Annotated in this window: 15 protein-coding genes and 1 pseudogene; 4 read left to right on the plus strand and 12 right to left on the minus strand. The window is 71.4% G+C overall.

Going from position 1 to position 20515, the window contains the following annotated elements; all coding sequences use genetic code 11:
* Positions 1-5 precede the first annotated feature (5 nt).
* Genes def through ACIRSS_RS00945 form a run of 6 tightly spaced genes read right to left on the minus strand, consistent with a single transcriptional unit; the run spans position 6 to position 9507 of the window.
* Positions 6-506: a peptide deformylase gene (gene def / locus ACIRSS_RS00920; protein WP_400889121.1), complete on the minus strand. Its 501-nt coding sequence runs from the start codon at positions 504-506 to the stop codon at positions 6-8.
* Between the two features lie 37 nt (positions 507-543).
* Positions 544-5205, minus strand: a complete 4662-nt coding sequence (locus ACIRSS_RS00925) for a DEAD/DEAH box helicase (RefSeq protein ID WP_400889124.1) — start codon at positions 5203-5205, stop codon at positions 544-546.
* Positions 5186-5986 (minus strand): DeoR/GlpR family DNA-binding transcription regulator, encoded by an 801-nt coding sequence (locus ACIRSS_RS00930; protein WP_400889127.1) that lies wholly within the window; start codon positions 5984-5986, stop codon positions 5186-5188. The genes ACIRSS_RS00925 and ACIRSS_RS00930 overlap by 20 nt, the downstream gene beginning before the upstream one ends.
* The gene (locus ACIRSS_RS00935; RefSeq protein ID WP_400889130.1) at positions 5958-7235 is read right to left on the minus strand and encodes an MFS transporter; all 1278 of its coding nucleotides are present in this window, start codon (positions 7233-7235) and stop codon (positions 5958-5960) included. Before ACIRSS_RS00935 ends, ACIRSS_RS00930 begins: the two co-directional genes overlap by 29 nt.
* Complete coding sequence (pdxA, locus tag ACIRSS_RS00940; RefSeq protein WP_400889133.1) at positions 7232-8260, minus strand: 4-hydroxythreonine-4-phosphate dehydrogenase PdxA; 1029 nt, start codon at positions 8258-8260, stop codon at positions 7232-7234. The genes ACIRSS_RS00935 and pdxA overlap by 4 nt, the downstream gene beginning before the upstream one ends.
* Complete coding sequence (locus ACIRSS_RS00945) at positions 8257-9507, minus strand: four-carbon acid sugar kinase family protein (protein WP_400889136.1); 1251 nt, start codon at positions 9505-9507, stop codon at positions 8257-8259. Before ACIRSS_RS00945 ends, pdxA begins: the two co-directional genes overlap by 4 nt.
* Before the next feature lie 180 nt (positions 9508-9687).
* On the opposite strand from ACIRSS_RS00945, the gene ACIRSS_RS00950 reads away from it, so the two are divergent.
* The 4 genes from ACIRSS_RS00950 (at position 9688) to ACIRSS_RS00965 (ending at position 13702) form a co-directional block, all read left to right on the plus strand.
* The gene (locus tag ACIRSS_RS00950) at positions 9688-11562 is read left to right on the plus strand and encodes an Hsp70 family protein (RefSeq protein ID WP_400889139.1); all 1875 of its coding nucleotides are present in this window, start codon (positions 9688-9690) and stop codon (positions 11560-11562) included.
* A gap of 45 nt (positions 11563-11607) precedes the next feature.
* Positions 11608-11802 carry a DUF3046 domain-containing protein gene (locus tag ACIRSS_RS00955; protein WP_400889142.1) on the plus strand — a complete coding sequence of 65 codons (195 nt, stop codon included), beginning with the start codon at positions 11608-11610 and terminating at the stop codon, positions 11800-11802.
* A 240-nt stretch (positions 11803-12042) separates the two neighbouring features.
* Positions 12043-13089, plus strand: a complete 1047-nt coding sequence (gene recA, locus ACIRSS_RS00960; protein ID WP_400889145.1) for a recombinase RecA — start codon at positions 12043-12045, stop codon at positions 13087-13089.
* Between the two features lie 85 nt (positions 13090-13174).
* Positions 13175-13702 (plus strand): regulatory protein RecX, encoded by a 528-nt coding sequence (locus ACIRSS_RS00965; protein WP_400893323.1) that lies wholly within the window; start codon positions 13175-13177, stop codon positions 13700-13702.
* A gap of 45 nt (positions 13703-13747) precedes the next feature.
* Here the strand turns inward: ACIRSS_RS00965 and ACIRSS_RS00970 are convergent, their stop codons facing one another.
* The 6 genes and pseudogenes from ACIRSS_RS00970 to edd form a co-directional block, all read right to left on the minus strand.
* Entirely contained in the window at positions 13748-14062 is a 315-nt protein-coding gene (locus tag ACIRSS_RS00970; protein WP_400893447.1) for a hypothetical protein, read from the minus strand.
* 138 nt (positions 14063-14200) lie between these two features.
* Positions 14201-14320, minus strand: a pseudogene (locus ACIRSS_RS00975) (helix-turn-helix domain-containing protein); the annotation flags it as partial.
* Positions 14321-14392: 72 nt separating this feature from the next.
* On the minus strand, positions 14393-15736 hold the full coding sequence (locus ACIRSS_RS00980; protein ID WP_400889148.1) for an MFS transporter: 1344 nt from the start codon (positions 15734-15736) through the stop codon (positions 14393-14395).
* Between the two features lie 18 nt (positions 15737-15754).
* Positions 15755-17722, minus strand: a complete 1968-nt coding sequence (locus ACIRSS_RS00985) for a PEP/pyruvate-binding domain-containing protein (RefSeq protein WP_400889151.1) — start codon at positions 17720-17722, stop codon at positions 15755-15757.
* A gap of 205 nt (positions 17723-17927) precedes the next feature.
* Complete coding sequence (eda, locus tag ACIRSS_RS00990) at positions 17928-18533, minus strand: bifunctional 4-hydroxy-2-oxoglutarate aldolase/2-dehydro-3-deoxy-phosphogluconate aldolase (protein ID WP_400889154.1); 606 nt, start codon at positions 18531-18533, stop codon at positions 17928-17930.
* Positions 18530-20419: a phosphogluconate dehydratase gene (gene edd / locus ACIRSS_RS00995; protein ID WP_400889157.1), complete on the minus strand. Its 1890-nt coding sequence runs from the start codon at positions 20417-20419 to the stop codon at positions 18530-18532. The genes eda and edd overlap by 4 nt, the downstream gene beginning before the upstream one ends.
* Positions 20420-20515 lie beyond the last annotated feature (96 nt).

A 20515-nucleotide genomic window follows, 5' to 3' on the forward strand; every position in this document is an offset into this window, starting at 1 on the left:
GCCGATCAGCGCTTCCAGAACCAGTCCTTGTCGCGCGCTTCGCGCAGGGCAGTCTTCTTGCGTTCGGCCGTGAGGCGGTCCAGGTACAAGATTCCGTCGAGGTGGTCGGTTTCGTGCTGGAGGCACTGGGCCAGTACGTCTTCGCCCTCGACCTCGATCGGCTCGTTGTGGATGTCGACGCCGCGGACCTTCGCGTGCTTCGCCCTCTTCGTGGGGAACCACAGCTCCGGGACCGATAGGCAGCCCTCGTTGATCTCGTGCGTCTCCTCGGAGAGCTCGGCGATCTCCGGGTTGATGACGTAACCCGTGAGCCCGGCGACGTCGTAGCTGAAGATGCGCAACCCGACGCCGATCTGCGGGGCCGCCAGCCCGGCGCGGCCCGCCGGCTTCACCGAGTCGACCAGGTCGCGCACGAGCGCCTCGAGCTTTTCGTCGAACACGGTGACCGGGTCGCAGACGGACTTGAGGATCGGGTCGCCGAAATAGCGCAGTTCGCGCATCGCCATGAGCAGAACATCCTTCGTGCGGTGTCGAACTGGCAGCTTAGGCCCGCAGCCGCAGACCGGACGGTGTGGCCCGGAAACCCGCCTCCCTCAGCACCTCCGCCAGCTCCGACGTCAGGGCCTGCTCGCCGTCGGCGCGCTGGACCGCCAGCTGACCCAGCCAGCCTTCCCGGACCGCCGCCGACAGCGCCTGCGCCGCGTCCGACAACGGTTGCCGATCCTCGGTGAAGCTCAGCAGCGACCGGCCTCCTCTCTCGACGTACAGCGCCGGCACGCCGTCCACCAGCACCGCCAGTGCGCCGGCCTTGCGGGCCGGACGGTGTTTCGTGTCGCCCGTCGCGGCCGGCCAGGGGAGCGCCGCGCCGTACGGCTGGGCCGGGTCCGCCGCCGCCAGCACCACCGCGCGGCCGGGCGCCGGCCGGCCCGGCCCCGACAGCGCGCGCAGCCGGTCCACCGCGCCCTTCGCCGCGAACTGGGCGGCGCCCAGCCCTTCCACGACGTAGCCGCGGATCACCTGGCCGGTGTCCTCCATGCCGCGCAGCACCTTGTAGATCCCGGAGAACCCGCCGGTGACGCGTTCGGTGTCGAGCGCCCCGCGGGTCAGGACGCCGTGGCGCTCCAAGAACGCCTCCGTCCGGGCGTGGGCGCGCCGGGTCGCGTCGGTCTCGCGGTTCGGTGTCAGCGCCCAGCGGCCGGCGACCGTCGGCGGCCCTGATCGCGACGGCATCTGCGGCCGCCCCGCCCGCAACCGCGCGTACCGGCCGCGCGGTGCCTGACGCCGTGGCTTGTGCGCGCCGTGCCCGGCCACCTGGGCCCGCAGCGGCCCCAGCGTGTCGCCGGTGACCAGCCCGGCCCACACCAGGTCCCACAGCGCGGCCACGACTTCGGCGTCGTTCGGCGCCTTGTCCACCAGGACGGTCGCGCGGTCCACCAGCTGGCGGAAGAACAGCGCACCACCCTCCAAAGTGGACAGAAGAGCGTCGTGCAGCGGGCCGGTCGGGATGTCTTCGACGACTTCCGGCAGCAGCAGGTCGGCGACGTCCGTCGGCGCGAGGGCGATCCAGCCGTCCCCGCCCGACAGCGCGCCGCAACCTGCCCACGTGACCTCGCCCGCGGTCGTCAGCTCGTCCAGCAACGCGGGGGAGTAGCCCGGCAGCCGCCCGGGCAGGATCAGCGACTCCACCGCGCTCGCCGGCAGTGGCGCCCCGGCCAGCTGCTCGACCACCGACAGCACGTCGTCCGCCGTCGGCGCCGCCCGGACGCGGCCGCCGAACCCGTGCCACGACGGCAGGAACCGGCCCAGCGCCGCCGGTTCGACCGGCTCCACTTCGGCTCGCAGCTTGGCCAGCGACGCCCGCCGCAGCCGCCGCAGCACCGCGGAATCGCAGTACTCGACACCCACGCCGTGCGTGTCCGGATGCCCGACCGGGCTCAGCTCGCCGCGGACCAGGCGGCCTTCGCCGGTCATCCGGTCGAGGACCCCGGTGACGACGGCCAGTCCGAGCCCGAACCGCTTGGCCACGTCCGCCGCGGCGAACGGCCCCCGGCTGCGGGCGTAGCGGAACAGCAGGTCACCGAGCGGGTCCGCGACCGGTTCGGTGAACGCCTCGGGCACCCCCACCGGCAGCGCGGTGCCGAGGGCGTCCCGCACCTTGCCGGAGTCTTCGATCGCCAGGAACCGTTCGGAACCGCCGATCCGCACCCGGATCGCCCGCCGCGCGCTCTCCAGCTCGGTGAGCCACTCCGCCTGGATCCCGCGCTCCGCGGCTTCCTCGACGGTCAGGTCGCCTAAGAAGCGCAGCAGGTCGGCGGCGTCCTCCGCCGAGCGGGCATGCCGGTCGGGGTCGAGCCGCTGCAGCGACCGGGTCACCTCGACGACGGCCTCGGGATCCAGCAGCTCGCGGATCGCCTCGGTGCCCAGGAGCTCGGCCAGCAGCGCCGAATCCAGCGACAGCGCCGCCGCACGCCGCTCGGCCAGCGGCGCGTCGGTCTCGTACAGGAACATCCCGACGTAGCCGAAGAGCAGGCTGCGCGCGAACGGTGACGCGGCCGGCGTCTCGACCTCCACCAGCCGGACCTTGCGGGCCCGGACGTCGGCCATCAGCTCCCGCAGGCCGCCCACGTCGTAGACGTCCTGCAGGACCTCGCGCATCGCCTCCAGCACGACCGGGAACCGTTCGTACTTCGACGCGACCGACAGCAGCTGCGACGCGCGTTGCCGTTGCTGCCACAGCGGGGTGCGCCGCCGTGGGTCCCGGCGCGGGAGCAGCAGCGACCGCGCGGCGCACTCCCGGAACCGCGCCGCGAACACCGCCGAACCGCCGACCTCGGCGACGATCAGCTGCTCCACCTCTTCCGGGTCGAGCAGGATGTCGTCCGCGCCGATCGTGACGTCACCGCCGTCGGCGTCGAGCGCGTCGGGCAGGCGCAGGACGATGCCGTCGTCGGAGTGCGCCACCTGCGCGTCGACCCCGCGGTTTTCCCGCAGCCGCGCGGCGATCGCGAGCGCCCACGGCGCGTTCACCTGGGCGCCGAACGGCGAGTGCACGACGATCCGCCAGTCGCCCAGCTCGTCGCGGTAGCGCTCGAGGAGGATCGTCCGGTCGTTCGGGACGTGCCGCGTGGCCGACTTCTGCTCGGCCAGGTAGTTCAGCAGGTTGTCGCACGCCCGCTCGTCCAGCCCCGCCGCCGCGGCCCGCTCACGCGCCTTCTCGTCGTCCGATGTGGACAGTTCGCGGACGAACTTTCCCAGTGCCCGACCGAGTTCCAGCGGACGGCCCGGCGCGTCGCCCTTCCAGAACGGCATCCGCGCCGGTTCGCCCGGCGCGGGCACCACGATGACCCGGTCGTGCGTGATGTCGGTGATCCGCCACGACGACGTGCCGAGCAGGATGGTGTCGCCGACGCGCGACTCGTACACCATCTCTTCGTCGAACTCGCCGACGCGCGACCCGGGCTTGTCGTCCCCGCCCGGCGTCATCACGGTGAACAGGCCGCGGTCCGGGATCGTGCCACCCGACGTGACGGCCAGCCGCTGCGAGCCGGGGCGTCCGCGCAGCTCGCCGCCGATGCGGTCCCACGTGATCCGGGCCCGCAGCTCGCCGAACTCCTCACTGGGGTAGCGCCCCGAGAGCATGTCGAGCACCGCGTGCAGCGCGTCGTCCGGCAGCGACGCGAACGGCGCCGCCCGCCGCACCAGCGAAGCCAGGTCCGGCACCGTCCACGGCTCCAGCGCCACCATCGCGACGATGTGCTGCGCCAGCACGTCCAGCGGGTTGCGCGGGTAGCGGACCGCCTCGATCGCGCCACTCGCCATCCGCTCGGCGACCACCGCGCAGGAGACGAGGTCGCCGCGGAACTTGGGGAACATCACGCCGGAGGAGACCGCGCCCACCTGGTGCCCGGCGCGGCCGACGCGCTGCAGGCCGGACGCCACCGTCGGCGGCGCCTCGATCTGCACCACCAGGTCGACCGCGCCCATGTCGATGCCCAGCTCCAGCGACGAGGTCGCCACGACGCACGGCAGCCGCCCGGACTTGAGGTCCTCCTCGACGCGCGTGCGCTGCTCCCGGGACATCGACCCGTGGTGCGCCCGGGCGATCACCGGCGGCGCGCCGGTGCTCACCCCGGACTGCCCGACCGCCTCGGCCGGGAACGAGTCCTCCGGCGTCAGTTCCGTCTGCTCGGCGGCCAGCTCGTTGAGCCGGGCCGTCATCCGCTCGGTGAGCCGGCGCGAGTTGGCGAACACGATAGTCGAGCGGTGGGCCTGGATCAAGCTCAGTACCCGCTCTTCGACCGCCGGCCAGATCGACGGCCGCTGCACGGGGGTGCCGGCGATCTCCTCCAGCGTGCCCAGGCCGCCCGGCGCGATGTCGCCGGGCGGGAACGCCTCGGTCAGCGACTCCAGCTCGTCGAGCGGGCTCGGCGCCGGGCCGCTGCGCGGTGCGTCGAGGTTGCTCATGTCGTCGACCGGAACCTCGACGCGCACCTCGATGGTCTTCGCCAGTTTCGGCTGGACCACGCGCACCGGGCGGCCGCCGGCCAGGAACGCGCTCACCTCGTCGACCGGGCGGACCGTCGCCGACAGGCCGATCCGCTGCGCCGGCTTCGGGAGCAGTGAGTCCAGCCGCTCCAGCGACAGCGCGAGGTGCGCGCCGCGCTTGCCGCCCGCGACGGCGTGCACCTCGTCGACGATCACGGTCTCGACGCCGCGCAGCGACTCCCGCGCCGACGACGTGAGGATCAGGAACAGCGACTCCGGCGTGGTCACCAGCACGTCCGGCGGGGTCTTGCCGAACGAGCGGCGCTCGGCGGCGGTGGTGTCGCCGGTGCGCATGCCCACTTCGATCTCCGGTACCGGGAGCCCGAGCCGCCGCGCGGCCTGCGAGATGCCGGCGAGCGGGGCGCGCAGGTTCCGCTGGACGTCGACCGCGAGGGCCTTCAGCGGGGAGACGTAGAGGATCCGGCAGCGCTTGGTGGCCTCCGCCGGCGGTGGTTCCACCGAAAGCCGGTCCAGCGCCCAGAGGAAGGCGGACAGGGTCTTGCCGGACCCGGTCGGTGCGACGACGAGGGCGTGCTCGCCCGCGTGCGCCGCTCGCCAGGCGCCGTCCTGGGCCGCGGTGGGCGCGGCGAAGGCCCCCGCGAACCAGTCCCGGGTCGCGGGGGAGAAGAGGTCGAGCACGTCAACTGCCACGTCGTCCATGATGCGCGGCACCACCGACAGTTTCGTGCTCGTCGCCCACGATCACGCTCTCGGCGAACGGCGGGTACACGGCGTCGATCGTCGGCTCGTCGGTGATCAGCCGGTACTCGCGGTCGAGCGGCGTCCAGTAGGAAAAAGGGGCCTGGTCCAGCTTGGAGTGGTCGGCCAGCACGTAGGCCTCGGCGCCCGCGTGCAGCATCGCGTGCTTGACCACGGACTGCTCCAGTGACGGGCAGCACAGCCCACGGCTGGGCACCAGGCCGTCCGCGCCCAGGAATACCCGATCGGGTGAGATGTGCCTCAGCTGGGCGAGCACGCTCTCGCCGAGGATGGCCTCGTTGGGGTGCCGCAGCCGGCCGCCGAGGACGATCAGGTCGATCCCGGCGAAGCCGGCCAGCTCGCGGATGGCGGTGACGCCGTTCGTGACCACGGTCAGCCCCTCGCGGTGGGCGAGGTGGCGGGCCAGCCTGCCGGTGGTCGTGCCGGCGTCGAGCAGCACGACCTCGCCGTCACGCACCAGCGCGGCGGCTTGCCGGGCGATGGCCTCCTTCGCCGTCGCGTTCTCGCGGTCCTTCTCGCGGGGACTGCGTTCGGTGTCGAGCGCGCCGCCGTAGGTGCGGACGACGTGCCCGGCTCCGGCGAGGGAGGCGAGGTCGCGGCGGATCGTCGACTCCGAGACGCCGAACTCCTCGGCCAGCTCCGCGATGCCGCCGGAACCGTCGCGGACGGCTTCGAGCAGCATCGCGCGCCGGTCACGGGTGCCTGGTCGCGGCTGGGACATGCGCCGACTCTTCCACATTCGCGGATTTCAGCCCGAAGAACGCCAGGCCGGCGGCCACGGCGAGGAACGCGGCCAGGACGACGAACCCGGTGGTCGCGGTGCCGGTGACGTCGGTGAGCCAGCCGACCAGGTAGGGCCCGGCGAACCCGCCGAGGTTGCCCAGCGCGTTGATCAGGCCCATCGCCACGGCGACGACCTCGATGCCGAGGATCCGGCTGGGGATGGCCCAGAACGGCCCGTACGGCATGTAGACACCGGTCGCGACCACGCAGAGCAGCACCAGCTGCACCGCCGCCGGCCAGTGCACGAGGTTGCCGAGCAGCAGCCCGGCGATGGCCACGACCAGCGGTACCGCGACGGCGAGCCGCCGGTTGCCGGTGCGGTCCGACCAGTGCGCGCACGCGACCATCCCAACCAGCGCGAGGACGTACGGCACGGCCGACAAGAACCCGACCGCGGTGGCCGAGCCGCCGGTCATCGTCTTCACGACCGACGGCAACCACAGGCTGAAGCCGTAGAAGCCGGTGATCCAGAAGAAGTAGACGCCGATCAGCAGCAGGACCTGCCGGTTCGCCAGTGCCTGCCGGTAGCCCTGCTTCACGAAGGCGGGCTTCGCCTCTTCCTCGGCCCGCAAGGTGGTTTCGAGGTACTCGCGTTCTTCCGCGGAGATCCAGCGGGCCTTCGCCGGGCGGTCGGCCACCGCGAACCACCAGACGACCGCCCACAGCAGCGGCGGCAGGCCCTGGATGACGAACACCCAGCGCCACGACATGTGGTCGAGCATCAGCCCGGACAGCGGGGACATGACGATCGCCGAGATCGGCAGGCACGTCATCCACAGCGCGTTCGCCCGGGCCCGTTCGGCCTGCGGGAACCAGGACGCCAGCAGGATCAGCACCGCGGGCCACACGCCGCCTTCGAACAGCCCGAGCAGCAGCCGCGCCAGGTGCAGCTGGGTTTCGTTCTGCACCAGCCCGCAGAGCACCGCCGCGAACGCCCACGCGACCATCAGGATCAGCACCGTCTTGCGGGCGCTCCACTTCACCGCCAGCACCGCGGCCGGGATCTGCAGCACGAGGTAGCCGACGAAGAAGATGCCGCTCGCCAGGCCCTTCGCACTGGCCGACAGCGGGAAGTCGTCGCCGATGTAGGGCAGGATCACCGCGACGTTCGTGCGGTCGAGGTAGGCCAGCATGTACATGACCACCGCGACCGGGATGACGTACGCCCAGCGCTTGCGGGGGATCACCGGACGCCCGGCGGGTAGATCGACGGCAGCTTCCGCGCGTACGGCGCCAGGGTCGCCGCGGCCTTGAACGCCGCGACCATCGTGCCGTGCGAGGCCCGGCCGGTGCCGGCGATGTCGAACGCCGTGCCGTGGTCGACCGAGGTGCGCAGGATCGGCAGGCCGACGGTCACCGACACCGTGCCGTCGAAGTCGTACGTCTTCGACGCGATGTGCCCCTGGTCGTGGTAGAGCGAGAGCACGCCGTCGAACCGGCCCTGGATCCCTTGGTGGAACACGGAATCCGCCGGGATGGGGCCGACGACGTCGAGTCCCGCGGCGCGCGCGGCGGCCACCGCGGGCGCGATCGCGACGATCTCCTCGTTGCCGAACTTGCCGTTCTCGCCGCCGTGCGGGTTCAGCGCCGCCACCGCCAGTCTCGGTTTCTCGGTGCCGAACACTTCGAGCGCGGTGTAGGCCTCGCGGATCGCGTGCTCGATGTTCTCCCGCGTGATCTGGTCGATCGCTTCGCGCAGCGAGAGGTGCCGGGTGGCGAAGAAGATCTTCAGCCCGGACACCCAGAACATCGTGTTGTACCGGGTCGAGCCGGTCAGCTCGCCGAGCATCTCGGTGTGCCCGAGGTGCTGGGAACCGGCGGCCCAGATCGCCTCCTTGTTGATCGGCGCGGTCACGACCGCGTCGACCTCGCCGGCCAGCGCGAGCCGGGTGGCCACTTCGATCGCGCCGACGGCGGCGGCGCCCGCGGTCGCGTTGACTTCGCCCCACGGCAGGTCTTCACGGACGACGCCGAGGTTGAGGATGTCGATCACGCCGGTGGTGAAGCGCGCGTCGGCGACCGTGGCGATCGGGTTGATCTCCAGGTGCAGGCCGAGGTGCCGGACCAGGCGTTCCAGCACGATCGCGTCGCCGACCGCCACCCCGCGGGCCATCTGCAGGGACTCGGGCTCGGCGAGGGTCTTGAGGGTGATCTCGGGGCCGATGCCCACGGGGTCGCCGAGGGTGACGGCGAGGATGGGGAGGTCGCTCACGGGTTGTTCCTTCCGGTGGCCAGCACGTGGTTCAGGTGTTCCAGGCAGGCGACGGCGGCATCGCGCCCGCCGATCAACCCGCCCTTGGTGGCGAAGGGCAGCCCGCTGTGCGGCCCGCCGGAGAGCCGCCCGGCGACCGCCAGGGGCAGCACTTCGGTGTCGATCTCGAAGCCGTCGGCTCCGAGCGCTTTCGTGACCTCGACGGCGATGTCGCCGCCGGTGGCGTAGAGCCCGCCGATCCGGTGCGCGCCGAGCACCAGCCGGGTCGCTTCGCCGAGCGCGGGCGGGATCCGCGCCGCGACATGCGGGTCGATCGGGACGCCCGGCGTGGGGGCCCGGGTCCGGATGCCGACCACGCGGTGCCCGGAGCCGAGCAGCTTCCCGGCCGCGGCGGCGATGGCGGGTGGATCGGGCCGCTCCGCGTCGACGTCGACGTACCGCGCGTCCAGCACCAGCTCGGTTTCCAGTACCTGGTCCCGGGTTTGCCCGGTGATGCTGCCGACCACGGCGAGGATCGGCGGGACGGTGCCGTGGCCGGGCGCGAGGCCCAGCGCGGCCGCCAGCCGGACCCCGAACGGCCCGGAGTCCACGGAGATCCAGCGCGTGCCTTCGGCCGCCAGCCGGGCGGCGGCCTTGGCGACGGTGGTGAGGTGCCGGTTCGTCGTGGCGTCGCAGACGACGATCCCGGCGGGGCCGCGCAAGGCGGCCTCGACCGCGTCCACGCCCTCCTCGACGACGTCCAGCGGCAGCTCGGCGATCTCCCGGTCGGTGGGCCGCAGGAGCGTGCGGATCCGCGAAGTCCTGACCGGGGCGAGGGGATCGCGGGCGGCCGGGCTTTCGGCCAGCGGCACGCCGTCGACCAGGTGCAGGCCGCCGAGGGTGACCCGGCCGGCGTCCGGGAACGCGGGCACCACCAGGGCGCGGGCCTCCGGCGCCGACGCCAGGACGGCCTCGGTCTCCACGCCGACGTTGCCGCGCAGTGTCGTGTCCACGCGCTTCACCGTGAGCTCGACGGGCCCGGCCAGCCCGACCGCGTCCCGCACCGCCCGCGCGGCGTGTGACGGCGGGGCGTGCCGGGTACCCAGGTTGACCACCAGCGCGTCGATCCCGCTTCCCGCGCGGAAGCAGGGCGCGTCCGGTTCGAGCGGCGCGTTGACGGAAACCGCGCGCAGCCCGAAGCGGGCGTACAGCGCTCCGGTCGCGTTGCTGCCGGTCAGGTCGTCCCCGAGGACGAGCAGCTTCGGCATCGCACGCTCCTTTGCGCGGTTCGTGCAACTCGGCTGACCGAACTGCGCAACTATCGTGCACCGTGATCCACCTCTCCGTCAAGCGCCGGCGACTTTCCCGGGTCCGCACGCACGGTGACCGCGCGCATGGCAGCATCACCGCGAACGCCGTGTACGGCGTGTTTCGCGAAGGGGAGTGCTGTGCGGATACTGTCGGTGGACCTCGGGACGTCCAACACCGTCGCTGTCCTTTCGGCGCACGGCATGCCGCCCCGGGTCGTCGAGGTCGACGGCTCGGCCAACATGCCGTCGGCGGTGTTCGCCACCGAAGAGGGCACGATCATGGTCGGCCGCGACGCCGAGCGCCGCGCCCGCCTCGACCCGACGCGCTTCGAGCCGAACCCCAAGCGCCGCATCGACGAGCAGACCCTGCTGCTGGGCACCGACGTCGTCCCGGTGACCGACGCGCTGGCCGCCATCCTGCGCCGCGTCCTCGAAGAAACCTCCCGCCAGCTCGGCGGCGAGCAGCCGGACGAGGTCCGGCTGACCCACCCGGCGCAGTGGGGCCAGACCCGCCGCAACGTCCTGATGTCCGCCGCCCGGCTCGCCGGGATGGGCCGGAACATCCTGCTGGTGCCCGAACCCGTCGCCGCGGCCGCGCACTTCGCGTCGTTCCCCGGCAAGTCGCTGGCGCCCGGCCAGGCGCTCGCCGTCTACGACCTCGGGGCGGGCACCTTCGACGTCGCCGTCGTCGGCGCCACGCAGAACGGCTTCACGGTGCTCGCCGAGGACGGCCTGCCCGACCTCGGCGGCCTCGACGTCGACCAGGCGCTGATGGTGCACGTCGGGCGCGAGGTCTCGCACTCGGATCCGCAACGCTGGCAGCGGCTCCTGCGTCCCGAGTCCACCGGCGACCGCCGCACCCGGCGCGCGCTGCAGGAAGACGTCAAGGCGGCCAAGGAGGCGCTGTCGCGGCACCCGCAGACCGAGGTGCCGATGCCCGAGCCGTTCAAGGACGTCCTCGTCACGCGCGGTGAGCTGGAAGGCCTGGTCCGCCCGGCGATGCTGCGCAGCGTCGAACTGTTGTCGCGGACGCTGCGCTCGTCCGGGCTGACCCCGGACCGGCTGGCCGGCATCTACCTCGTCGGCGGGTCGAGCCGGCTGCCGCTGGTCGGCACGATGATCGCGGAGAAGCTCGGCGTCGTGCCGGGCAGCCTCGACCAGCCGGAAACCGCCGTCGCGCTCGGCGCCCAGCACGTCGCCCGCGACGGCCTCGGCGCGCGGACGCAGAACGTCGAAGGCGCCGTGGCAGCCGGTGCCGTTCCGCACCGCCCGCAGTACGCGCCCCCGCCGCCGCAGTACCCCGGGTACGCGCCGTCGAACTTCCCGCCGAGCGGGCCGCAGCCGGTGCCGTCGAACTTCCCGCCGAGCGGGCCGCAGCCGGTGCCGTCGAACTTCCCCGCGTACTCACCCCCGGAGAAGGCAGAACCGAAGTCCGGCGGGAAGAAGAAGCTGCTCATCGGGATCGCGGCCGCGGTCGTCGTGGTGCTCGCGGCGGGGCTGACGTACTTCCTGACGGCGTCGTCCTCGGCGACGACCTACACCGCCGACCAGTGCAAGACGCCCGGACAGGCCGACGCCAAGGGGCTCACCGGCTGTCTGCGCCAGCTCGCCGGGAAGATCGCCGACACCGGCGACTGCAAGCCGGGCATGGGCAACGGCCCGGCGGCGCCGGCGGAGAGCCTCGGCGTGTCCTCGACCTGCTCCGCGCCGGGCCGGGCGGGCACGCAGGTGACCTACGTCCAGGGCGACAACGCCGACACGCTCAAGCAGTACACCGACGGCCTGCTCGCCTCCGCGGGCGGCGACCGCACCGAGGCCGACTGGGGCGGCAACGGGCTCAAGGGGCACTACTCGTCGGCCGCGGGCCGGACGTCGGCGGTGCTCGTGTTCACGGTGTCGGACCGGCCGCTCGCCGGGTTCATCTACCAGCTGAATTCGGCCGACCAGGCCGCGGCGACCACGCCGGGCACGCTGGCCGACTACTTCGAGGCGAGCGTCCAGCCGGGGGAGTAGACGGCGCGAACGGACCGTTCGCGCCCGCCGGTTAGAGTGGGTCCGATGCGGATCACGGTTTTCCGGCGGCTGATGGCCGAGGAGTTCGGCCCCGGACGGGCCCAGGTGCTGGCCCGGGACCACGTGCTCAGCGGGCTCGGCGGCCGCACCGTCGACCAGGCGCTGACCGCGGGAATCCCGGCCAAAGAGGTCTGGCGAGAGGTCTGCGACGCCTTCGACGTCCCCCGCGAACGGCGCTGACCTGGGCGGATCCCCGGGCACGCGACCCGGGTGGGCGAAAAATCCTAGCGCAAGGGTGTGTCGCTGCGGACCTCGAACAGGTGTTCGTCTATGGTGTTGTCCACATCGGGTCCAGCGATCCACAGATTGGGCGCCGCGCCTGGAATTGTCGGTCCCCGCCGCTAGCGTCGGACCGGACAGCTGAAGAACCGACACAGAGCCCCCGGAGAGCCGGGGCTTCGACCAGCGAGGTGGACTTCCATGCCTGCAGCACCCGACAAGGACAAGGCGCTTGAGCTCGCGCTCGCGCAGATCGACAAGCAGTACGGCAAGGGCTCGGTGATGCGCCTCGGCGAGGACACCCGGCCGCCCATCGCCGTGATCCCCACCGGCTCGATCGCCCTCGACGTCGCGCTCGGCATCGGCGGGCTGCCCCGCGGCCGGGTCGTCGAGATCTACGGCCCGGAGTCCTCCGGTAAGACGACGGTCGCCCTGCACGCGGTGGCGAACGCGCAGCGCGCCGGCGGCATCGCGGCGTTCATCGACGCGGAGCACGCCCTCGACCCGGAGTACGCCAAGGCCCTCGGCGTCGACACCGACGCGCTGCTCGTCTCCCAGCCGGACACCGGTGAGCAGGCGCTGGAGATCGCGGACATGCTGATCCGCTCCGGCGCGCTCGACATCCTGGTCATCGACTCCGTGGCCGCGCTCGTGCCGCGCGCCGAGATCGAAGGCGAGATGGGTGACTCGCACGTCGGTCTCCAGGCCCGCCTGATGAGCCAGGCGCTGCGGAAGATCACCGGTGCGCTGTCCAACTCGGGCACCACGGCGATCTTCATCAACCAGCTCCGCGAGAAGGTCGGCGTCATGTTCGGCTCCCCGGAGACGACCACCGGTGGTAAGGCGCTGAAGTTCTACGCGTCGGTCCGCCTGGACGTGCGCCGCATCGAGACGATGAAGGACGGCGGCGAGGCGGTCGGCAACCGGACCCGCGTCAAGGTCGTCAAGAACAAGGTGGCCCCGCCCTTCAAGCAGGCCGAGTTCGACATCCTGTACGGCCAGGGCATCTCCCGCGAGGGTTCGCTGATCGACATGGGTGTCGACCAGTCCATCGTGCGCAAGTCCGGCGCCTGGTACACCTACGAAGGCGACCAGCTCGGTCAGGGCAAGGAGAACGCGCGCCGGTTCCTGCGCGACAACCCGGACATCGCCAACGAGATCGAGAAGCGGATCAAGGAGAAGCTCGGCATCGGCCCGCAGCTCGACGCGGAAGCCGTCGAAGCTGTTCCGGCGCCGGTCGACTTCTGAGGTCCGATGGGGATGAGCCCCGCCGTGGCCGTGGTTCGCGGTGGGGCGTGACGAAGGAGTGACTCACGTGGCGAGGGCGCCCAAGGTGCCGCCCGCCGAGCTTCCTCCCGAGGAGCGGTACAAGAAGGCCAAGGAGATCTGCTTCGATCTCCTGGCCGCGCGGCCGCGGACTCAGGAAGAGCTCCGGCAGGCGTTGCACCGCAAGGGATTCGACGAAGAAACCAGCCAAACCCTGCTCGGCAAGCTCGATCAGGCGGGGCTGGTCAACGACGAGGAGTTCGCCCAGCTGTGGGTGAAGTCCCGCCACGCGAACCAGGGGCTGTCCCGCACCGCGCTGGTGGCCGAACTGCGGCGCAAGGGCGTCGACGGTGAGGTCGCCGCGCAGGCGGCGGGCGAGGTCGACCGCGAGTCCGAGGAGCAGATGGCCAGGGAACTGGTCCGCAAGCGCCTCGGGTCCCTGGGCAACGTCGACGAGCAGACGGCGCTACGCCGGCTGCTCGGCTTCCTCGCCCGCAAGGGCTACCCGCAGGGGCTGGCGTACACGGTGATCAGGGAGGAACTCCGCGAGTACGGCGCGGAGTCCACCCTCCTGGACGACGCCGTCATCGACTGACCGGTCCCGGCGCGGCTTGGGAGCGGCGTGCGGCGGCAGGGCGTCTTACTGGTCGTTGTCTACGGTCTCCCACCAGCGAAATGGGTGATACGACGTTGCATCAACGCCGAAGCGGCTGGAGAACGCGGCAGTGGATTCGCCAAAAATGACTTTGGTGAAGTTTTTCAGCCAGATGATCTTGAAGTCGAAGTCGTCATCAAAAAGGCCGTCCTCGGCCTTCTCCCAGTCGTCGTCGAGGTCGGGAACTTCCGGCAGGGCTTCAGCTACCTCCTCGTCGTCATCGATCATGTCAGCCGTGATGTCATCGCTCCTGTCATGCGCCCACAAGAGTGTGATCCACAGCGCAACCTGCTCGGCCATGCATCGGGGGTACGGACGCGGAGTCAGTGGATCACCAGAGAAAGAGCGACCAATCTTCCTGATCCACTCTCTATCCGGTGATCGAGTTTTTCCCGGCGGCGGCGGGACATCTTCGCCAGCACGAAGGGCCTGCAGGCCGCCAGGTGGGACGAGTGGTCCGTCGCCGGATTCGAGGCGACGCCATGTGGCTACTGACACCCCTGAACGACTTGCTGCTTGCTGCTGAGTAAGTCCTAAGGTTTCGCGGCGCTCACGCAAGTGGGTGTTGATCAGCTGAGCTTTGGCCTCTGCGGCGAGCTTTCGGGTCGACGCGAGGGATGGTCGGGTGGGTCAGTTGTGGAGCTCCTCCGGCCGGCGGAGCTCCGTGGGCCGGCGTTCTGCGCCAGTCGGCGGGAAGCGATGCGTCGCAGCTTCGCGGACGGGTGACTGGTCGCCTCGGCGAGCCACCGGTACCCGGCGGTCCGAGCGGTGCTTGCGGACCGCCAGCAGCAACACCGCCAGCAACCCCATCGCCACGCACGTCACCACCGCCGAGTGCACCAGGAACTCGTCGAGCTGTCCGGCCGCCAGGTACGCGCCCAGTGCCACCGCCACCAAGGCGCACACGGCTCGGTCCACAATGGACTCCATTGACAGGAGCGTCGCGCGGTAGCGGGAGTCCGGGATCGAGTCGTTCAGCAGCTGCTTCTGCACCGGGAACGAAATTCCCGTCGCCACCGCGAAGACGCACAACAGGACCACCGTCGCGAAGGAACCTACGAACACGACCACACCGAGGCACAACGCCATCACGATCGTCAGCGTGAACACCGAGCCCACCGGGCCGATCGCGCGGCGGAGGCGGTGCGGGCGGGCCGCGCCCAGGGCTTCGAAGACCGTCATGGCGGCCAGCACCGCGCCGTACCAGTTCACCGAGAGCGACTTCGACTCCAGGATCGGCTGGAACAGGTTCACCTGGCAGATCCGGACCAGCGTGAACATCGCGATGCCCTGCACCATCAACAGCATCAGCCACCGCGACGACCGCAGCGCCGACAGCGCGCCGCCGACACCGGCCAGCAGCGACGCCGTCTTGCCCGTTACCCGGCGGCCGCCGGGGATCGGCGGGAGCCTCAGCGCGAACGCCAGTGCCACGCCGGCGTTGATCGCCGTCAGCCAATACGGGGAAGGGAGGTTCCACGCCATCAGCAAGCCGATCACCGGCCAGTACACGATCTTGCCGACCAGGCTGTACGCGCGGCCGACGCCTTCCACGCGCAGGTAGTGCTCACCGGCGCCGGACGCGTGGAGGTACTCGTACAGGTACGCGCTCTGCGCGCCGGAGACCAGTGACCGCGCCAAGGCGATCAGGATGAAGTGCAGCAGGAAACCCGTGTACGAGCCGAGGAACACCGGCACCAGGTTCGCCGCCACGAGCACGCCGGCGCCGGCCGCCAGCGAGGTGCGGTAGTCGAACCGGTCGGCGATCATCCCGGTCGGGATCTCCAGCAGGCAGAACACGACGTAGTAGATGCTCTGGATGCCGAAGATCTCGCCGTCGGACAGGCCGACGAGCTTCTGGTACTGGTAGAAGATCGGCACCCACAGCAGCAGGCCGAAGAAGAACTGGAACCCGTAGGTCAGCCGGACGGTGCGCCGGACGGCGGGGTTCGCGGGCAGGCGAAGGCCCAGCATGGCGGTTTCTCCTGGAGCTCAAACGGAATACGGACGCAGCTGCACGAGGTGGAGGTGCTCGCCGTCGGCGAGCCACTCGACGTCCACCGGCGAGTCGAACGTGTAGTCGGGCGAGAAGTGCCCCTGCAGCAGGCGGCCGGCGATCGCGAGCCGCTGCAGCTGGTCGTGCGCGCGCGAGTCGAGGTCCGACGTGGCGTCGCCGAGCGACACGGTGCGGCCACCGCCCTCGACCGTCGAGTACAGGTACTGCATGGGCAGCGCCGAACCCTCGACGACGTCGGTCACGCGCGGCGACACGTTGACGTACACCGTGCGGAAGTCCGCGCGGTTCATCGGGTTCGTCGTCACGAGCACGCCGCCGAAGTCGGCCGCGACCTGCTCCTGGATCACCACGCCCATGTAGCACTCGTCGAGGGAGATGCCGGCCTGGCGCCGCAGCCGGACGCTGCGCACCGACACCAGCGACGCCCACACCTCCTTGACGCTGGCGAAGATCCGCTCGGCCGTGGTGACGTGGTTGAGCGACTCGTAGATCCCGGCCGCCGAGAACCCGGCCAGGTCTTCGGCGTTCGACGAGCTGCGCACGACGAACGACCGCACCCCGGCCAGCTGCGACACCAGCGCGGAGTCGATCTCCCCGGCGAGCGCGCCCGGCATCCGGGCCGAGCGGATCAGGCCCTGCAGCTCGACGCACAGCGGCTCGATCTCGCGGGCGCCCAGCTCCAGGGCCATCTTCAGCTTGCCGATGGCCTGCTGGATCCGCGGCGACGACTCGAGGAACCGCCGCTGCAGCGAGAACGGCAGCGCGATCCCGCGCGGCACGCGGACGCGCTCGTCGAGCAGCCGCCGGGCCGCGGCGCCCAGATCGGCGTCAAGCGGGACGTCCAGCAGCCGCGCCAGGTACGGCAGCAGGTTCTCGCGCGGCGGACGCGGCACCTGGTAGAAGCCGAGCAGCCGCTGCGAACCGTGCGCCAGCACGTGGTGCAGCTCGCCGAGGTTGGCCGCCTTCGTCCCGTACCGGTAGCGGTCGGCCGCGCGCAGCCGCGTCAAGTTCACGATCGGGCTGTGCTCGGACTCCGGTTCCTCCAGCTTGACGCGCTGGGCGTACCAGACCGGCGGGGCCGCCGAGGCCGGCTCGGGGACCTCCCGCAGCGTGAGCCCCTGAGCGTCCACTGTGTACTCGACCCACTTGCCGTCGAGGCCGCGCTGCTCGATGTCGGCCAGGGCGCCGACCTGGACGGCGTTCGGGATCTGCCAGCCGGTGGCGAGCACGTTGGTGTGCGACAACGGTGTCGTGTGGCGGGCGTTGACGATGCCCGACAGCCGCGGGATGTCGTCGGGGACGCGGTCCATCACGATGATGTCCGACCAGTCCAGCGTCGCGGCGCGGTACTCGGCGTCGGTGCGGAACGCGCGCAGCCGGCCCGTGGCCGTGCCGGGGTTCAGCGGGACGAACGGCGCCGTCGAGAACAGTTCGTGCGCGAACACCCGCGGCAGCTCGCTCGGCGGGATCTCCCGGACGATCCGCTCCTGCAGCTGGTTGGCCGGCTTGAACACCAGCGGCAGCGCCGGGTCGACGTACCGCGCGACGAACGCGTGGAACTCGCGGATCAGCGCGGCCGGCATCGTGTCGACCTCGACCGTCTCCAGGGAAAGCAGCTGCGGGTGGCGGGCGATAATGCCGAGCAGGAACCGGCGGTCCGGTGCGTGGTAGAAGTCTTGGTTGTAGGAGTCGATCTCCGCGCGCACCCGTTCTTCGGGGACTCCGAGGATCTCTTCCCCGATATAGATCGCGTGAAAGGAATGGCGGGCGTCGTTCAGGAAGTGGATCACCGCGTTTTCGCGGTCGACCACGACCTTGACGAAGGAATAGCCGCCGAGGGTGCCGCCCAGCTGGTGGAGGGCGGACAGCGAAAGGCGTTCGCCGATGAGTGCGGCGACGTTCTCGGGGGCAGGACTGGGGGCGACCACATCGGTCAGGGACACCGGATCTCCTCGCTCGAAACAGCGAGGGGAAACGATAACAGGCCGGTAAATCACCCACCGGGGCCGCGATTGCTCCATTCAGCGGGATTCATGACTGCCGCCACACCCGCTCGGAGCACCGTTCCAGGGAACTGGAACGGTGCTCCCGCGATGCGGACGCGTATTCCGCCGTTCGGGGCGCGGCTACGACACGGGGTGATCTCCGCTACAGCTGTGCGGCTTCCGCGGCCAGCTTCTCGATCGTGACGGGATCGAGCGAGGCCGTCAGCCACGAACCGCCGATGCAGCCGACGTTCGGCAGCGCCAGGTACGAAGGCGCCGACGCGACCGTGATCCCGCCGGTCGGGCAGAACTTCAACGACGGCAACGGGCCCGCGATCGACTTCAGGTACGCGACCCCGCCGGACGCCTCGGCCGGGAAGAACTTCAACGCCGTGAGCCCGCGCTCGGCCAGCCGCATCGCCTCGGACACGGTGCTCGCGCCGGGCAGGAACGGCAGCCCGGTCTCGAAGCACGCGTCGACGACCGCGTCGGTGCAGCCCGGCGTCACGAGGAACTTCGCGCCCGCGTCCGCCGCCTGCTTCGCGTGGTCCGCCGCCGTGACGGTGCCGGCGCCGATGACGATCTCCGGCACCTCGGTGGCGACGCGCTCGATCGCCGACAACGCCGCCGGGGTGCGCAGGGTCAGCTCGATGACCCCGATCCCGCCGGCGAGCAGGGCCCGGGCCGTGGGCACCGCGTCGTCGGCGTCGTCGATCACCACGACGGGCATCACGGGGGACAGCTCGAGCAGGTCCTGACCGGTGGTCACTGACCGACCTCCTGGATTGTGAAAGCGGGCGTTCCGAAGTGCTCCGGCGTCAAGCCGCCGAAGACGGAAGCGCCCTGGTCAGCGGGGCCGACGGCACGGCGCAACGCGGCGAACAGCTCTCGGCCGGTGCCGGTCCAGGATGCTTCGGACGGCGGCGAGTCCACAAGCTCACGGCGGGCGAGTTCTTCGTCACCGACGAGCACGTCGAGGCTGCCCGTGGCCGCGTCGAGCCGCACGACGTCGCCGTCGGCGATGCGCGCGATCGGGCCGCCCGCCGCGGCTTCCGGCGTCACCTGGATGGCGGCCGGGATCTTGCCCGACGCGCCCGACATGCGGCCGTCGGTGAGCAACGCCACGGCGTGCCCCCGGTCCATCAGCACGCCCAGCGCCGGGGTCAGGCCGTGCAGCTCCGGCATGCCGTTGGCCCGCGGCCCCTGCTGCCGGAGCACCACGACGACGTCGCGGTCCAGCTCGCCGGCCTCGAACGCGGTCTTGAACGCCTCCTGGGTGGTGAACACCCGCGCCGGCGCTTGGACGACCCGGTGCTCGGGCGCGACCGCCGACACCTTGACCACCCCGCGGCCGAGGTTGCCCTCGACCATCCGCAGCCCGCCGTCCGCGGCGAACGGGCGCCACGCCGGGCGCAGCACCTCTTCGTCGAGGCTGCGGGTCGGCACGTCGCGCCAGACCAGCTCGCCGTCGGACAGGATCGGCTCGGCGCGGTAGCGGTGCAGGCCGAACCCGGCGACGGTGTGGACGTCCTCGTGCAGTAGCCCGGCGTCAAGCAGCGTGCCGACCAGGAACTGGATGCCGCCGGCGGCGTGGAAGTGGTTGATGTCGGCGCTGCCGTTCGGGTAGACCCGCGCCAGCAGCGGCACGACGGCCGAGAGGTCGGAGAAGTCGTCCCAGGTCAGCTGGATGCCCGCGGCCGCGGCGATCGCGACCAGGTGCATCGTGTGGTTGGTCGACCCGCCGGTGGCGAGCAGCGCGATGACACCGTTGACGAACGCCTTCTCGTCGAGGATCCGCGAGACCGGCGTGTACTCCTCGCCGCGCGAGATGGCGACGATCCGGCGCCCGGCCTCTTCGGTGAGCGCCTGACGCAGCGCCGAGCCGGGCTGGACGAAGCTGGCGCCGGGCAGGTGCAGGCCCATCACCTCGACGACCATCTGGTTGGAGTTGGCCGTGCCGTAGAACGTGCAGGTGCCGGCCGAGTGGTACGACGCAGCTTCGGCGTCCAGGAGGTCTTCGCGCGTCGCGAGGCCTTCGGCGTACAGCTGCCGGACGCGCGCCTTCTCCTTGTTCGGCAGCCCGGAGCTCATCGGGCCGGCCGGGACCAGCAGGGCGGGCAGGTGCCCGAACGACAGCGCGCCGATCAGCAGGCCGGGCACGATCTTGTCGCAGACGCCCAGCAGCAGCGCCGCGTCGAACATGTCGTGGGAGAGCGCGATGGCCGTCGACATCGCGATGACCTCGCGGCTGAACAGGGACAGCTCCATGCCGGCGCGGCCCTGGGTGATGCCGTCGCACATCGCGGGCACGCCGCCGGCGAACTGGGCGACGCCGCCGGCGGAACGGACGGACTTCTTCAGCCAGGCCGGGTACTCCTGCATCGGCTGGTGCGCCGACAGCATGTCGTTGTAGGACGAGACGATCGCGACGCCCGGGGCGCGCGCGGCCCGCAGGGCTTCCTTGTCGACGCCGTCCATGGCGGCGAAGCCGTGGGCGAGGTTGCTGCACGCGAGACCGCGGCGGACCGGGCCTTCTTCGTACGCGGCGGCCATCCGGCCGAGGTAGGCGGTGCGGGTCGCGGCACTGCGCGCGGCGATGCGCTCGGTGACGTCGGCGACGACTCGGTGCAGCTTCGTGGTGGGGGTGGGGCTCATGTCCGGCTCCGGATCACTGGTGTGGGGTGGTCCGCGGGACGGCAGCGCTGGCGCCTCTGGGTCGTGACACTGGCCACAGTACCTCGCGAAAACGCC

The sequence above is a fragment of the Amycolatopsis sp. NPDC101161 genome (assembly GCF_044768185.1).
Lineage (GTDB): Bacteria > Actinomycetota > Actinomycetes > Mycobacteriales > Pseudonocardiaceae > Amycolatopsis.